Below are 14248 nucleotides of genomic sequence, written 5' to 3'. Positions count from 1 at the left end.
GCCCGGCCGGCGCGAAGGACACCGTCGCGGCAACGGCTGGGAAAGGCTCGCGCGGGGCGCTCGGACGCTCCCGGGGCCGCGGGGCGCATGCTCCCTGTCAGTTAGGGCCTTGGCGCGACTTGTCAATCTCGCAATGGCGACAGCGCCTGGCCGCGCACAGGGGATCGGCCGCCCGGAGTGTCGCCGATCAGGGCCGGAGACGGTCGCCAACGGGCGCGACGCAGGGGTCCAAGCGGGTGGTGCGGGCGGATCGCGCCGCCGCGATGGCACCGGTCGTCTCGGGCTCGGCCATCGGCGCGAACGCCGCGGTCGCGAGGGCAGTCCCGGGCGTCGGCGCGTCGGGCCGGCTCAGCCGCGCGAGCTGGTAGGCGCCGATCACCGCGACGATCCCGACCAGGCCCGCCACGCGCAGCGTCCAGGGCAGGGGGCCCGCGGACCGCCTCGGCTCGGCGCGCGCCACCCGCGCGGCGGTCGAGCCGGTCCGCGGGCCGGCCTGCGCGCCGGGCGCGGCCTCGCCGGTCCGGCGCTTGCCGAAGGTCGTCCGGCTCCGTTCGTCGGGGCTCTGCATAGACAGCGGTCTCCGCCGGCGGGGGACCGGATTCGGTTTGATGCGCAACAGGGGTTCGGGGACGGGCCCGCGAGCGGCGGACCATCGGGCAACAGGGTTAATCGATCTCTTACGATCGAGAATCATTCTCGTCGAAGTTGTGCCGGAATAAAACGTCCGCCGCCGACGGCTCCTGCAGAGACCGCGAGCGATGTCGCCGGCCCCGCGCCGGCCGCCGCCAATATGCGCGACGCGCAAGGCAGCTAGTCTTCACGGTGTCTGCAGCTCTCCTCGCCCTCGTCGAGCGCGCGAGCGGGCCGTCTGCTGTCGGGCGGGCCCAGCTAGTCTTCATCTTTCGTTGACGGGATGTCCCTAGCCTGAAGAGGCTTGTTGCAGGAAAGCGACAGACCCGCCATCCGAGAGCGCCTAGAAGGCTGCCGGCTCAAGCTAACCCCAGGACCGAACACCACCATGAAGAAGCTTCTCCTCGCATCCACCGTCCTCGCCGGCATGACCGCCGCGGCGTCCGCCGCCGACCTTCCGCGCCGCGCCGCGCCGCCGCCGGTGTTCACGCCGGTGCCGGTGTTCACCTGGACCGGCTTCTACATCGGTGTGAACGCCGGCTACGGCTTCGACGCCAACAGCCGCAACACCACCAGCTACGCCCTGCCCGGCGGCTCGCTGATCAACTCCCCCGGCACCGCCGGCGTCGTCAGCGTCAACAACCGCAACAACAACGACGGCTTCTCGGGCGGCGCCCAGATCGGCTACAACTACCAGTTCACCCCGGGCTCCGGCGTCGTGATCGGCTTCGAGGCCGACGCCCAGTACGTCGACTTCGCCCGCCGCGCCAACGCCACCCAGAACTACAGCTTCCTGGGCTTCCCCGGCGTCGCCTTCTCCAACCCGCCCGCCTTCGTCGCCACGAGCGGCAACGGCCTGGACTACTTCGGCACCGTGCGCGGCCGCCTCGGCTACGCCTTCGACCGCACCCTCGTGTACGGCACCGGCGGCTTCGCCTACGGCTCGGGCCAGGACGACCAGAACTTCTCCGGCAACCGCTTCCGCGACAGCTTCCGCACCGGCTGGGCCGCCGGCGGCGGCGTCGAGTACGCCCTGCCCACCGACTCGTTCCTGAACTTCTTCCGCTCCTCGGCCGTCACGCTGAAGGTCGAAGGCCTCTACGTCAGCCTCGACCGCCAGAAGAACTCCGCCGGCGGCGTGTTCTACGGCAACCTCCTGCCCCCGAACGGCACCGCCTACCTCAACGGCGCCGCCGCCAAGACCGAGTTCGCCGTCGTCCGCGCCGGCCTGAACTACAAGTTCGGCTCGTACTGAGACCGGATGCCGGAGCCGGCTCTGCCGGCTCCGCGCTCCCGAAGGGCCCGGCCGCAAGGCCGGGCCCTTTCGCGTTTCGGGACAGCGAACCGACCTCGGCGGGTGCGACAGGGAGGGCCGGAACCGCGCGGGCCGCCCGCGATTGAGACCGCGGCGCCCCTCAGTGACCCGGACAGGGCCTTCCACGCAGGGACCGGGCGCGCGGAGCGATCAGCCATGCGAAGCCGAATCCTTCTCCTGTCGCTCGCGGCCCTCGGCCTCGCCAACGCGCCGGCCTCCGCGCAGGACGCCAGCGTGATCGGCAAGGACACGATCCTGCCGGCCACGGGACCGGGAACCTCGACGGACGGCAAGGGGGGCGGGCGGCTGACGGAGGCGGCGAGCGCCGAGGACGCCGCCAAGCGTCAGGGGCTCAAGCCCGTCACCTTCCTGACCACGAAGATGATCGGCGTGACGGTTCGCAACGCCGCCGGCGACAGCGTCGGCAAGATCGAGGATCTGCTCATCGCCGACGGCGGGACGCTCAAGGCCGTCGTGATCGACGTCGGCGGCTTCCTCGGCCTCGGCAGCAAGCTCATCGCGGTCGAGCCGGGCGCCCTCGTGCTGCGTCCCGGCGGCGACCGCTTTTCGGCGGTCCTCAACATGGGCAAGGACACGGTGGCGGCGGCCCAGCCCTTCGACCCGGCCAAGGTGATCGCGCCACCCCGATAAGGCGCGACAGAAACCCGTCACCCGTCTTTGCGAGCGCAGCGAAGCAATCCAGGGCAGCGCCACTTCGATGAACGTGGCGCTGCTGGGCTGCTTCGCTGCGCTCGCAATGACGGCGCGGCGCCATCGACCGACGCGGCGCGGCCGCTCCGGCGTCAGATGTCGAGGTCGGCGCCCTCTGCGAAGGCCGCGCGCTCGCTGATGAAGGCGAAGCGCGCCTCGGGCTTGTTGCCCATCAGACGCTCGACCGTGTCGCCGGTCGATTCCCGGGCCTCGTCCAGGACCGCGACGCGCAGCAATGTGCGCTTCTTCGGATCCATGGTGGTCTCCTTGAGCTGGGCCGGCATCATCTCGCCGAGGCCCTTGAACCGCCCGATCTCGACCTTGCCGCCCTTGAACACGGTCTTGACGATCCGCTCCCGATCCGCGTCGTCCCGGGCATAGGCCACCTTCGAGCCCTGCTGCAGCCGATAGAGCGGCGGGATCGCGAGGTAGAGGTGGCCGCGGTCGATCAGCCTCGGCATCTGGCGGTAGAAGAAGGTGATCAGCAGCGAGGCGATGTGGGCGCCGTCGACGTCGGCGTCCGTCATGATGATCACCTTCTCGTAGCGCAGGTCCGCCTCGCGGAAGGCCGAACCGGTGCCGCAGCCGAGCGCCAGGGTGAGATCCGAGATCAGCTGGTTGGCGCCGAGCTTGTCGCGCGAGGCCGAGGCGACGTTCAGGATCTTGCCGCGCAGCGGCAGGATCGCCTGGGTCGCCCGGTCCCGGGCCTGTTTGGCCGAGCCGCCGGCCGAGTCGCCCTCGACGATGAAGATCTCCGAGCCCGCGGTGCCGGCCGCCGAGCAGTCGGCGAGCTTGCCGGGCAGGCGCAGCTTGCGGGTCGCGCTCTTGCGGGCGACCTCCTTCTCCTGGCGGCGGCGCAGGCGCTCCTCGGCCCGGTCGATCACCCAGTCGAGGAGCTTGTTGGCCTGGGCCGGGGAGGCGGCGAGCCAGTGGTCGAAGGCGTCGCGCACCGCCGTCTCGACGATGCGCTGGGCCTCCACGGTGGCGAGCTTGTCCTTGGTCTGGCCCTGGAACTCCGGCTCGCGGATGAACACCGAGAGCATCGACGCGCAGGTCGCCATGACGTCGTCCGTCGTGACGGCGGTCATGCGCTTGGCCTGGTTCACCCGCTCGGCGTGCTCGCGCAGGCCGCGCAGCAGCGCGACGCGCAGGCCCGCCTCGTGGGTGCCGCCCTCGGGCGTCGGGATCGTGTTGCAGTAGGAGTGCGAGATCCCGTCCTCGGCGACCATCCAGGCCACCGCCCATTCGAGCGACCCGTGCGAGCCCGGCTTGGTGATCTTGCCGGAGAACATGGCGTCCGTGACGAGTTCCTTCCCGTCGATGTCCCGGGCGAGGTAGTCGCGCAGCCCGTCGGGGAAGCGGTGCACCGCCTCGGCCGGCACGTCCTCCAGCCCCTCGAGGAGGGCGGAGGCGCAGCGCCAGCGGATCTCGACGCCGCCGAACAGGTAGGCCTTGGAGCGCGCCATCTTGAACAGGCGGCGCGGGTCGAACTTCAGCGAGCCGAAGATCTGGGCGTCCGGGTGGAAGCGCACGCGGGTGCCGCGGCGGTTCTGCACCCGGCCGACCAGTTCCAAAGCCCCTTGGGCATGACCGCGCGAGAAGGTCTGGCGGTAGAGGGTCTGGTTGCGCGCCACCTCGACCTCCAGCAGGTCGGAGAGTGCGTTCACCACCGAGATGCCGACGCCGTGCAGGCCGCCCGAGGTCTCGTAGACCTTCGAGTCGAACTTACCGCCGGCGTGCAGCGTGGTCATGATGACCTCGAGCGCCGACTTGCCGGGGAATTTCGGGTGCGGGTCGACCGGGATGCCGCGGCCGTTGTCGGTGACGACGAGGGCGCCGGTCTCCTCAAGCTCCACCTCGATGAAGCTGGCATGGCCGGCGACCGCCTCGTCCATCGAGTTGTCGATCACCTCGGCGAACAGGTGGTGGAGCGCCCGCTCGTCGGTGCCGCCGATATACATGCCGGGCCGGCGCCGGACGGGCTCCAGCCCCTCCAGCACCTCGATGTCGGAGGCGGTGTAGCCGCCCTCCGGCTCGGCGGCCGCGAGCGTCGCCACGGAGGCCGCCGAATCCAGCCGCCGCCGCGGCTCGGGCGGGCGGGCCGCCGCGCCCTTGCCGCCCGGCCCGAACAGGTCCCGCGCCGGATCGCTCACGCGCGGCCTCCTGGCGCGCGGCGCGTCGGCCGGCTCGGCTTCGCGCAGACGGGTCTTGGGACGGGTCTGGGGTCGTGGAGCATGCGCCTTCATCCCCGCATGATAGCGGAACAAACCATAAACATCAAAGCCGTTCGCCCTGCGGCGAGGCGGTCGCATCATCGCATGCTGCGCCGCCGCGAGCGAGGGCCGCGTCCGTGCCGGCACACGGTTCCGCGCGCCGGGCCGTCATCACGACGTTGCACAACAATGGGTTAAGGCTTTCTCGTGATCCGCATGCCCGGCTTCCACAGGCGACGCCCGGAACAGAACGGGACGATCGACGTTGGTGGCGGAGATAAATCTTGACCGTGGTCAGGGAGCCGCAGTCCATGAGCGACGCCGCGATCGAGGCCCGCCGCCTCACGTTGATCCGCTTCGAGCACGCGGCCGGCGCCGCCTTCGGCTGCGACGATGACGCGGCCGCGGTGCCGGCCGGGCGGGCGCTGATGAACTCCACCACCCTCGCGCTCGCGACCTTCGCGACGGCCGTGGCGGCGACGATCACCTACCTGGTCTGAACCCGATCGCTGACCGCAACCCGCGGTGAGGGGCGGCAACGCTGCCTCTGCCACGTCCTTGCGAGCGGAGCGAAGCAACCTAGCCGGCGCCACGTTCGAACGCCTCGCGCTGCACTGGATTGCTTCGCTCCGCTCGCAAGGACGGGCGGGCTTGCCGGCCCGCCTCAGCCTCGTCCACGAACGCTTCAGCCCGCGCTCGACGTCTTCGCCGCCGCCTTCTTGGCCGCAGGCTTCTTCGCGGCGGTCTTCTTAGCCGCCGGCTTGTCGCCGCCCGCGGCCCGTGCCGACCCCTTCCGGACCGCCCCGCGCTTCGCCGGCTTGCCGCCGCCCGCGGCGCGCTTGGCGCTCACCAGGGCGACTGCCTCCTCCAGCGTCAGCGCCTCGGCGCTCATCGTCTTCGGCAGCGTGGCGTTGACCTCGCCGTCCGTGACGTAGGGCCCGTACTTGCCGGCCTTGACCACGAGATCGCGGCCGCTGGCCTCGTCCTTGCCGAGCGGCCGGCCGGGATCGGCGGCCGGGCGGCCGCGGCCGCCGCCCTGCTCCTTGGCGACGATCAGGTCGATGGCGCGGTTAGCCCCGATCTCCAGCACGTCGTCGTCCTTGCCGAGATTGGCGTAGGTCTTCCCGTGCTGCACGTAGGGTCCGAACCGGCCGAGATTGGCCAGGATCGGCTCGCCGGTCTCGGGGTGGCGGGCCACCTCGCGCGGCAGCGCCAGCAGGGCCAGCGCCTTGTTGAGATCCACGTCCGAGGGGCTGAGCCCCTTGGGCAGCGACGAGCGCTTCGGCTTCTCGGCGCCCTTCTCGGCGGAGGCCTCGCCGAGCTGGAGGAACGGCCCGAACCGGCCGTCGCGCAGCGTCACCGGCAGGCCGGTCGCGGGATCGTCGCCCAGCACGCGCACGCCCGGCTGGCCGCCCTCGGCCGAGGAGCCGTCACCGTCGCCGTCGACGCCCGAGGCCGAGAGCTGCCGGGTGTACTTGCACTCCGGGTAGTTCGAGCAGCCGATGAACGCGCCGAACTTGCCGAGCTTCAGCGACAGCTGGCCCGAGCCGCAGGTCGGGCAGGTGCGCGGGTTCGAGCCGTCGCCCTTGTCGGGGAAGATGTGCGGCCCGAGGAGGCCGTTCAGCGCCTCCAGAACGTCGGCGACGCGCAGCTCCTTGGTCTCACCGATCGCCGCCGAGAAGTCGCGCCAGAAGTCGCGCAGCACCGCCCGCCAGTCGATCTCGGCGTTGGAGACCCGGTCGAGCTGCTCCTCGAGGCCGGCGGTGAAGTCGTACTCGACGTAGCGCCGGAAGAAGCTCTCGAGGAAGCCCGTGACGAGCCGCCCCTTGTCCTCCGGCTGCAGCCGCTTCTTCTCGATCTTGACGTATTCGCGATCCCGCAAGGTCTGGAGAACCGCGGCATAGGTCGACGGGCGGCCGATGCCGAGCTCCTCCATGCGCTTCACGAGGCTCGCCTCGGAGTAGCGCGGCGGCGGCTCGGTGAAGTGCTGGGTCGAGCTGATCCGCTCGCGGGCGAGCGGGTCGCCGGCCTTCATGGGCGGCAGGCGGCGGCTCTCCTCGTCCTCCTCGTCGTCCTTGCCCTCTTGGTAGAGGGTCAGGAAGCCGTCGAACTTCACCACCTGGCCGGTGGCGCGCAGGTCGATGGTCCGCGGTCCGACCTTGGCGGTGACGTCGACGGTGGTCCGCTCCAGCTCGGCCGATTCCATCTGGCTGGCCATGGTGCGGGTCCAGATCAGCTCGTAGAGCCGGGCCTGCTCGGGCTCGAGGTGGCGCGCCACCGTCTTGGGCAGGCGGCCCATGTCGGTGGGGCGCACCGCCTCGTGGGCCTCCTGGGCGTTCTTGGCCTTGACGCTGTACTTGCGCGGAACGTCCGGCACGTAGCGGTCGCCGAACTCCTTGCCGATCACCCGGCGGGCGTCCTGGATTGCCTCCGGCGCCATGTCGACGCCGTCGGTCCGCATGTAGGTGATGATGCCGACCGTCTCGCCGCCGATATCGACGCCCTCGTAGAGCCGCTGGGCGACCCGCATGGTCTGGGCCGGCGCCATCCCGAGCTTGCGGGAGGCCTCCTGCTGGAGGGTCGAGGTGGTGAAGGGCGGCTGCGGGTGGCGCTTGGCGGGCTTCGCCTCGACGCTCGCCACCTGGAAGGTCGCGAGTTCCAGGTCGCGCTTGAAGGCGGCCGCCTCCTCGCCCGTGCCGACGTCGAGGCGCTGGATCCGCTTGCCGTCGGCGCCGACGAGGCGGGCCTCGAAGGTCGCGCCGTCGGCGGTCGTCAGCGTCGCGATGAGCGTCCAGTACTCGCGCGGCTTGAACCGCTCGATCTCCATCTCGCGCTCGACCACGAGCCGGAGCGCCACGGACTGGACGCGCCCGGCCGAGCGGGCGCCCGGCAGCTTGCGCCACAGGACCGGCGAGAGGTTGAAGCCGACGAGGTAATCGAGCGCCCGGCGCGCCAGGTAGGCGTCGACCAGCGCCTGGTCGATCTCCCGCGGCTTGCGCATCGCCTGCTCGACCGACGCCTTGGTGATGGCGTTGAAGGTCACGCGCTCGACCGGGATGCCCTTGAGCGCCTTGCGGGCGGTGAGCGCCTCCAGCACGTGCCAGGAGATCGCCTCGCCCTCGCGATCCGGGTCGGTGGCGAGGATCAGCTTGTCGGCGCCCTTGACCGCCTTGGCGATCTCCGAGACCCGGCTCGCCCCGCGGTCGGCCAGCTCCCAGACCATGTGGAAGTCCTGCTCGGGATCCACCGAGCCGTCCTTGGGCGGCAGGTCGCGGATATGCCCGAAGGAGGCGATGACTTCATAGTCGCGGCCGAGATACTTATTGATCGTCTTGGCTTTGGCCGGCGACTCGACGACGACGACTTTCATTCAGACCTCTGCCCCTGACGGAGCCTGGGCGCGACGGACGAATTCTGTTCGAGATTCGCGTGGGACGTATGCCCGCCGTCGGGCCGGGGCCGCGCGCCGGGCACAAGTGGGTCACGGGCGGCGGGTTGTCAAATCGCGAGGTTGTTCGGGGGAGCCACTGCGCGGCACTTTTCGGGCCGGGTCCTGATCAGGTTCCGCGTCGCTCCACCTGTCCGGGGAAGAGGCCATGCAGGATGAAACGCGGCCCGGGCTCCAGCACGGAACTTGCCGCGTCAGCAGCTCAAAATCCCGTCAGTCGCCTCAGATCCCCGCGTACCACTCGTAGCCGCGGTCTTCCCAGTAGCCGCCGCTGCCCTGGCCGATCCCGGCGAGCGACTCCACCATCTCGACCCGCATCACGTACTTGGCCTGCTTGTAGCCGAGCTGGCGCTCGACCCGCAGCCGCAGGGGCGCGCCGTTCGAGACCGGCAGCGGCTTGCCGTTGAGGTCGTAGGCCAGGATCGTCTGCGGGTTGAAGGCGTCGTAGAGGTCGATGCTCTCGTAGTAGCGGATCGGGATCCCCGCCGGCTCGGGCTCCGGGGCCGGGCTGCCCTGGCCCCAATCGTCCTTGGGCGCGTCGGTGGCGGTGGCCGGGCCGCCCCAATCGTCGGCGGCGGCGAGCTGCACGTAAGCGTCGCGCACCGCGCCCGGATGGCTCGGGCGCCAGAGGGACGCGCCCTGGTTGCGCCCTCTGCCACCGCCCTTGGGACCGGCCTCGAACTCCAGCGTGTCGGCGCAGTGGAACACCGCGTAGCGCGCCTGCGGCTTCAGCCCGGCCTTCTTGAGCACCTCGGCGAGCGGCACGCCGCCCCATTGCCCGATGCAGCTCCAGCCCTCCACGCAATCGTGCCGGGTGATCTGGGTGCGCGACGGCAGGGCGCGCAGGTCCGCGAGGCTCAGCGACAGCGGGGTCTGGACCAGCCCGTCGACGGAGAGCTTGAAGTCCGAGAAGTTCCGCGCCGCCAGCGCCCGGTAGGCGCGGTCCGGCGGGTCGATCGTGCCGTTCGGCTTGAACCAGGGCGAGATCATCGAGGCCGGGAATTCCCGGGCCAGGGTCGTCGGCGACATCAGCAGGCGCTGGACGTATTCGTTGGCGTCCTCGCCGACCTTGAGGGTGCGCTGCCCCGTCTCGGTCCCGGCGAACTTGTCGCAGCCGGCCAGCAGCGCGGTGCCCATCAGGCCGGCGCCCGCGGTGAGGAGCTTGCGGCGGTGGAGGATCATCGGGCGGGTTCCTTCTCGGGACGGCCGAGGCTGAACCAGCCGGTGATCATGCCGCGCATGTTGTTGACGAGCCCGGACACGACCACGAGCAGCACGTGGACCACCACGAACAGCACGATGAGGCCGGCGGCGATGAAGTGAACGCTGCGCGCCGATTGCCGGCCGCCGAACAGCTCGGTCAGCCAGGGCCACGCGGCGTCCATCCCGGGCGACATGGCGAGGCCGGCGAGCACCATCGCGGGCAGCAGGCCGAGCACGAGGACGAGGTAGGTGAGCTTCTGGATGACGTTGTAGCGCTTGGCCTCGGTGCCCTCGGGGAAGCGCAGGAGCAGGTGCTCCTTCACGGAGCCGCCGAAGTCGCGGATCTGGTCGCCGTCCGGGATCAGGCGGCGGCGGAGCTGGCCCGAGACCAGGCCGTAGAGCAGGTAGACCGCCCCGTTGATCACCAGCAGCCACGCGAACAGGAAATGCCAGCGCCGCCCGGTGGCGAGGTCCTGGTTGGCCGGCAGCGTCGCCCAGGACGGGAAGGCGCGCTCCACCTCGGTGCCGCCCTCCCTCGACAGGCCGAGCACGCCGGTCGTGTCGAGGGTGTGGGAACCGACCGTCACGACGCCGCGGGTCGTGCCGTCGCGGCCGGGCTCGCTGGTGATGGCGAGCGACGGATTGTCGAAGGTCGAGACCGAACCCCAGTAGAGCGCCGGGTGGGCGTTGAAGATCTGCAGGCCGCTCATCAGCAGCACCAGCAGCACCGCGGCGTTGATCCAGTGCGCCAGCCGGATGACCAGCGGGTGGCGGTAGAACCAGCGGCGGCCCTGCCGGTCGACGGTCTCGGGGGCTTCGAGGGCAAGGGAGGCGGCCAAGCGTCTGGATCCCGGGCAAGCAGCGCGGGGTCGGGAGCGTACGAATCCCGACCGTTCGGGCGGATACGTGGCGCAGGGTCGTTCGGTTACCATCCGCCGGAAAAAAGGCCGCAGGCGACGCCTCGCCTTGCCCCCCGGGCGCGCCGCACCTACACCCAGGCCTCATCATGACGACGCCTCCGACCCCGGCCTTCCCGCACCGGTACCTCCTCGGCATCGAGGGCCTGACCCGGCCCGACATCGAGGTGCTGCTCGACGCCGCCGAATCCGCCGTCGACATCTCGCGGCAGGTGGAGAAGAAGCGCACGACCCTGCGGGGCCGCACGCAGATCAACCTGTTCTTCGAGCCCTCGACGCGGACGCAATCCTCCTTCGAGCTCGCCGGCAAGCGGCTCGGCGCCGACGTGATGAACATGTCGGTGGCCTCGTCCTCGGTGAAGAAGGGCGAGACCCTGATCGACACCGCCGCGACGCTCAACGCCATGCGGCCCGACATCATCGTGGTCCGCCACGAATCGGCCGGCGCGGTGCACCTGCTCGCCCGCAAGGTCGATTGCGCGGTGGTCAATGCCGGCGACGGCGCCCACGAGCACCCGACCCAGGCGCTCCTCGACGCGCTCACGATCCGCCGCAACAAGGGCCGGATCGAGGGCCTGCAGGTGGCGATCTGCGGCGACGTCCTGCACTCGCGGGTGGCGCGCTCCAACATCATCCTGCTGCAGGCGATGGGCGCGCGGGTCCGCCTGATCGCGCCCTCGACGCTGCTGCCCGCCGGCATCGAGCGCTTCGGCGTCGAGACCTTCACGGACATGCGCAAAGGCCTCGTCGGCTGCGACATCGTGATGATGCTGCGCCTCCAGCGGGAGCGCATGAACGGCTCGTTCGTCCCGTCCGTGAAGGAGTATTTCCGATACTTCGGCCTCGACGGCGAGAAGCTGGCGCTCGCCAAGCCCGACGCGCTCGTGATGCATCCGGGGCCGATGAACCGCGGCGTCGAGATCTCCTCCGAGATCGCCGACGGGGCGCAATCGCTGATCCGCGAGCAGGTCGAGATGGGCGTCGCCGTCCGCATGGCCGTGCTGGAGGCGCTGGCGCGGCACCTGCCGAACGGGTGAACCCAAGACAACGGGTGATCCCCAGACAAAGCCGGGCGGCCTTCACCCGCTCCGCTTGCCCGCCGAGCGGCCGTGGCGCAGTTTCCTGCCGAAATCCGGTCCTGATCTGTATAAGGGGCCGTCGCAACATGCAGATCGCTTCATGACCGCCTACACGCTCGCCGACCTCGCCGCCCTCGTGGCGAGCCGTGCCGGGACCGATCCGGCCACCTCCTACACGGCCAAGCTCCTGTCCGAGGGCCCCGCCAAGGCGGCCAAGAAGCTCGGCGAGGAGGCGGTGGAGGCGGCGATCGCGGCCGTGCAGGGCGACAAGACCGGCCTGCGGAACGAGGCCGCCGACGTGCTCTACCACCTCGTCGTGCTGCTCCGGGCGGGCGGGGTCGAGCTCGATGCCGTGATGGCGGAGCTGGAGCGTCGCACGGCCCAGAGCGGCATCGCCGAGAAGGCCGCGAGGCGCCACGCGTGAACGCGGCCGCGCTGCCGGGCTCGGTCGAGGCGATCCTCGAAGCGTCCGACCGGCTCTCGCCGTATCGCCGCTTCAGCCGCGAGGAATGGGCGCAGCTGCGCGCCGACACGCCGCTCACCCTCAACCAGGAAGACCTGGAGCGGCTGCAATCGATCAACGACCCGATCTCGGTCGAGGAGGTGGTGGCGATCTACCTGCCGCTGTCCCGTCTGCTCGCCCTGTACGTCGCGGCGACGCAGGGCCTGTTCAAGGCGACGCAGCGCTTCCTGCTGGCCGAGCGCGAGACCAAGGCGCCCTACATCATCGGACTCGCCGGGTCGGTGGCGGTGGGCAAGTCCACGACCGCCCGCATCCTGACCGCCCTGCTGGCGCGCTGGCCCAACACCCCCAAGGTCGACCTCGTCACCACCGACGGGTTCCTGCTGCCCAACGCCGAACTCGCCGCCAACGGGCTGATGGAGCGCAAGGGTTTCCCGGAGAGCTACGACACCGCCGCGCTGCTGCGCTTCCTCCACGACGTGAAGGCCGGCCACAAGCGCGTCACCGCGCCGCTCTACTCGCACCTCGTCTACGACCGGGTGCCCGGGGAGGAGCGGGTGGTGGAGAGCCCCGACATCCTGATCGTCGAGGGCCTGAACGTGCTCCAGCCGGCGCGGCTGCCGCGGGACGGGACCGCGATCCCGTTCGTGTCCGACTTCTTCGACTTCTCGATCTATCTCGACGGCCACGAGGACGACCTGCACCGCTGGTACGTCACGCGCTTCATGAAGCTGCGGCAGACGGCGTTCCGCGACCCGCGCTCGTACTTCCGGAAATACGCCGAGATCGCCGAGACCGAGGCCCTCGACATCGCCGACCGGCTCTGGACGACGATCAACCTGCCGAACCTGCGCGAGAACATCGTGCCGACCCGCCAGCGGGCGAGCCTGATCCTCACCAAGGGCGCGAGCCACCGGATCGAGAGCGTGGCGCTGCGGCGGCTGTAGGCCGGTTCGGGCCGATCGCGCGATCGGCCCGCATGAAGACCGAACCTCCGTCATCACGAGCGACGCGAAGTGACCCAGGGCAGCGCGACGTTCGGGGCGATGTCGCCGACTCTGGATTGCTTCGCTTCGCTCGCAAGGACGTGAACGACCGAGCCTAGGCGCATCACACGAACGGGAACTCCGCCTCCGCCACGTACGGACCGCCGCCGGTCGAGTCCCGCGCCGAGAACAGCGTCACCCGGTCCGACGTGTAAGTCAGCGGCGCGAAGACCGGTGCCTGCGACAGGTACATCGCCGCCGCCTCCGGCGTGACGTCGCGCCGGAGGCGCGCCAGGGTCACGTGCGGGGTGAATTTCCGCCGCTCCGGCTCGACCCCGGCCCGGCGCACGAGCCGCTCCTGCTCGGCCTGGAGATCCGTCAGCTCCGCCTCCGGCACCACCGAGGCGTAGAGCGCCCGCGGCCTGTCGCCGCCGAAGATGCCGAGGCCGTCGAGCGTCACCGTCAGGGCCGGGCGGGCCCGCATCTCGGACAGCGCCTCCACCACGTCGTCGGCCGTGGTCGCGTCGACGTCGCCGATGAACCGCAGGGTCACGTGGAAGTCGCCGGGCTCGATCCAGCGGGCCCCGGGCAGGCCGCCCTGCCAGGCCCTGAGCGCGTCGGCGATCGCGGGCGGCACGGCGAGGCCGGTGAACAGGCGCGGCACTACCGCGACGCCCCCTGCCGGAGACTCCCCAGGAAACCCTCCACCGTCGGCAGCATGCGGGAAGCGATGGTCTCCACGCCCTGCCGGTTCGGGTGGATCATGTCGTCGAGGTGCTGCGCCCGGTCGCCGATGATCCCGTCGAGGAAGAACGGGTAGAGGGTCAGGCCGTAGCGCTTGGCGAGCGCCGGGTAGATCGCGTCGAACCGGGCCTTGTAGTCGGGTCCGAGATTGGGCGCGGCCTGCATGCCGGCGAGCAGGACCGGGATGCCCCGCGCCGTCAGCCGCTCGATGATCGCCGAGAGCGCGCCCTCGGTGACCTTCGGGTCGGTGCCGCGCAGCATGTCGTTGGCACCGAGTTCCAGGATCACGCCCGCGGTCCCGTCCGGGACCGACCAGTCGACCCGGTCGAGGCCGCCCGTGGCGGTGTCGCCGGAGACGCCGGCATTGGCGACCGTCACGTCCGCGCCCCTGGCCTTGAGCAGGCGCTCCAGCACGGTCGGGAAGGCGGCGTCGGCCGGGAGTTTGTAGCCCGCGGTCAGGCTGTCGCCGAGGGCGACGAGCTTGACCGGCTCGCCGGGCGCGGCCCGCGCTCCCGGCGCGACGGCTGTCATGAAAGGGA

General features: G+C 70.8%; 13 protein-coding genes. 6 read left to right on the top strand and 7 right to left on the bottom strand.

Features of this window, described 5'->3' with window-relative positions:
• Positions 1–187 precede the first annotated feature (187 nt).
• Complete coding sequence (locus tag ACX9MN_RS00810) at positions 188–568, bottom strand: hypothetical protein (RefSeq protein WP_132366794.1); 381 nt, start codon at positions 566–568, stop codon at positions 188–190.
• A gap of 450 nt (positions 569–1018) precedes the next feature.
• Here ACX9MN_RS00810 and ACX9MN_RS00805 point away from each other — a divergent pair, with 450 nt between their 5' ends.
• Positions 1019–1885: an outer membrane protein gene (locus ACX9MN_RS00805; protein WP_489723519.1), complete on the top strand. Its 867-nt coding sequence runs from the start codon at positions 1019–1021 to the stop codon at positions 1883–1885.
• A 216-nt stretch (positions 1886–2101) separates the two neighbouring features.
• The gene (locus tag ACX9MN_RS00800) at positions 2102–2596 is read left to right on the top strand and encodes a PRC-barrel domain-containing protein (RefSeq protein WP_020095331.1); all 495 of its coding nucleotides are present in this window, start codon (positions 2102–2104) and stop codon (positions 2594–2596) included.
• 152 nt (positions 2597–2748) lie between these two features.
• Here the strand turns inward: ACX9MN_RS00800 and parE are convergent, their stop codons facing one another.
• Positions 2749–4809, bottom strand: a complete 2061-nt coding sequence (gene parE, locus ACX9MN_RS00795; protein WP_091683642.1) for a DNA topoisomerase IV subunit B — start codon at positions 4807–4809, stop codon at positions 2749–2751.
• A gap of 371 nt (positions 4810–5180) precedes the next feature.
• On the opposite strand from parE, the gene ACX9MN_RS00790 reads away from it, so the two are divergent.
• A complete protein-coding gene (locus ACX9MN_RS00790; protein WP_132369347.1) occupies positions 5181–5369 on the top strand; it encodes a hypothetical protein in 189 nt (62 codons plus the stop codon).
• A gap of 185 nt (positions 5370–5554) precedes the next feature.
• Here the strand turns inward: ACX9MN_RS00790 and topA are convergent, their stop codons facing one another.
• The 3 genes from topA to ACX9MN_RS00775 form a co-directional block, all read right to left on the bottom strand.
• A complete protein-coding gene (topA, locus tag ACX9MN_RS00785; RefSeq protein ID WP_489723518.1) occupies positions 5555–8239 on the bottom strand; it encodes a type I DNA topoisomerase in 2685 nt (894 codons plus the stop codon).
• A gap of 300 nt (positions 8240–8539) precedes the next feature.
• Positions 8540–9499, bottom strand: a complete 960-nt coding sequence (locus ACX9MN_RS00780) for a molybdopterin-dependent oxidoreductase (RefSeq protein WP_042669666.1) — start codon at positions 9497–9499, stop codon at positions 8540–8542.
• On the bottom strand, positions 9496–10359 hold the full coding sequence (locus ACX9MN_RS00775) for a cytochrome b/b6 domain-containing protein (RefSeq protein WP_489723517.1): 864 nt from the start codon (positions 10357–10359) through the stop codon (positions 9496–9498). Before ACX9MN_RS00775 ends, ACX9MN_RS00780 begins: the two co-directional genes overlap by 4 nt.
• Positions 10360–10526: 167 nt before the next feature.
• Between ACX9MN_RS00775 and ACX9MN_RS00770 the strand changes: the two genes are divergently transcribed.
• From ACX9MN_RS00770 to coaA, 3 genes are all read left to right on the top strand, one after another.
• Positions 10527–11474: an aspartate carbamoyltransferase catalytic subunit gene (locus ACX9MN_RS00770; protein ID WP_489723516.1), complete on the top strand. Its 948-nt coding sequence runs from the start codon at positions 10527–10529 to the stop codon at positions 11472–11474.
• A 142-nt stretch (positions 11475–11616) separates the two neighbouring features.
• Complete coding sequence (locus ACX9MN_RS00765; protein ID WP_020095338.1) at positions 11617–11940, top strand: phosphoribosyl-ATP diphosphatase; 324 nt, start codon at positions 11617–11619, stop codon at positions 11938–11940.
• Positions 11937–12926, top strand: coding sequence for a type I pantothenate kinase (gene coaA, locus ACX9MN_RS00760; RefSeq protein ID WP_091683634.1), 990 nt, complete (start codon positions 11937–11939; stop codon positions 12924–12926). Before ACX9MN_RS00765 ends, coaA begins: the two co-directional genes overlap by 4 nt.
• A gap of 163 nt (positions 12927–13089) precedes the next feature.
• Here coaA and thpR read toward each other — a convergent pair whose 3' ends face one another.
• Positions 13090–13629 carry an RNA 2',3'-cyclic phosphodiesterase gene (gene thpR / locus ACX9MN_RS00755; RefSeq protein WP_132369351.1) on the bottom strand — a complete coding sequence of 180 codons (540 nt, stop codon included), beginning with the start codon at positions 13627–13629 and terminating at the stop codon, positions 13090–13092.
• Positions 13629–14240, bottom strand: coding sequence for an arylesterase (locus ACX9MN_RS00750; RefSeq protein ID WP_132369352.1), 612 nt, complete (start codon positions 14238–14240; stop codon positions 13629–13631). Before ACX9MN_RS00750 ends, thpR begins: the two co-directional genes overlap by 1 nt.
• Positions 14241–14248: the final 8 nt, after the last annotated feature.

The organism is Methylobacterium sp. 1A (assembly GCF_058072805.1).
Note: the sequence above shows the minus strand (reverse complement) of the source record. Positions and strands in the feature narration are given on the sequence as shown.

Excerpts from the sequence above, each read along its gene's own strand:
- ACX9MN_RS00810 (WP_132366794.1), bottom strand. The coding sequence starts at position 568 with ATGCAGAGCCCCGACGAACGGAGCCGGACGACCTTCGGCAAGCGCCGG.
- ACX9MN_RS00805 (WP_489723519.1), top strand. The coding sequence starts at position 1,019 with ATGAAGAAGCTTCTCCTCGCATCCACCGTCCTCGCCGGCATGACCGCC.
- topA (WP_489723518.1), bottom strand. The coding sequence starts at position 8,239 with ATGAAAGTCGTCGTCGTCGAGTCGCCGGCCAAAGCCAAGACGATCAAT.
- ACX9MN_RS00770 (WP_489723516.1), top strand. The coding sequence starts at position 10,527 with ATGACGACGCCTCCGACCCCGGCCTTCCCGCACCGGTACCTCCTCGGC.
- ACX9MN_RS00765 (WP_020095338.1), top strand. The coding sequence starts at position 11,617 with ATGACCGCCTACACGCTCGCCGACCTCGCCGCCCTCGTGGCGAGCCGT.
- ACX9MN_RS00790 (WP_132369347.1), top strand. The coding sequence starts at position 5,181 with ATGAGCGACGCCGCGATCGAGGCCCGCCGCCTCACGTTGATCCGCTTC.
- ACX9MN_RS00780 (WP_042669666.1), bottom strand. The coding sequence starts at position 9,499 with ATGATCCTCCACCGCCGCAAGCTCCTCACCGCGGGCGCCGGCCTGATG.
- ACX9MN_RS00750 (WP_132369352.1), bottom strand. The coding sequence starts at position 14,240 with ATGACAGCCGTCGCGCCGGGAGCGCGGGCCGCGCCCGGCGAGCCGGTC.
- ACX9MN_RS00800 (WP_020095331.1), top strand. The coding sequence starts at position 2,102 with ATGCGAAGCCGAATCCTTCTCCTGTCGCTCGCGGCCCTCGGCCTCGCC.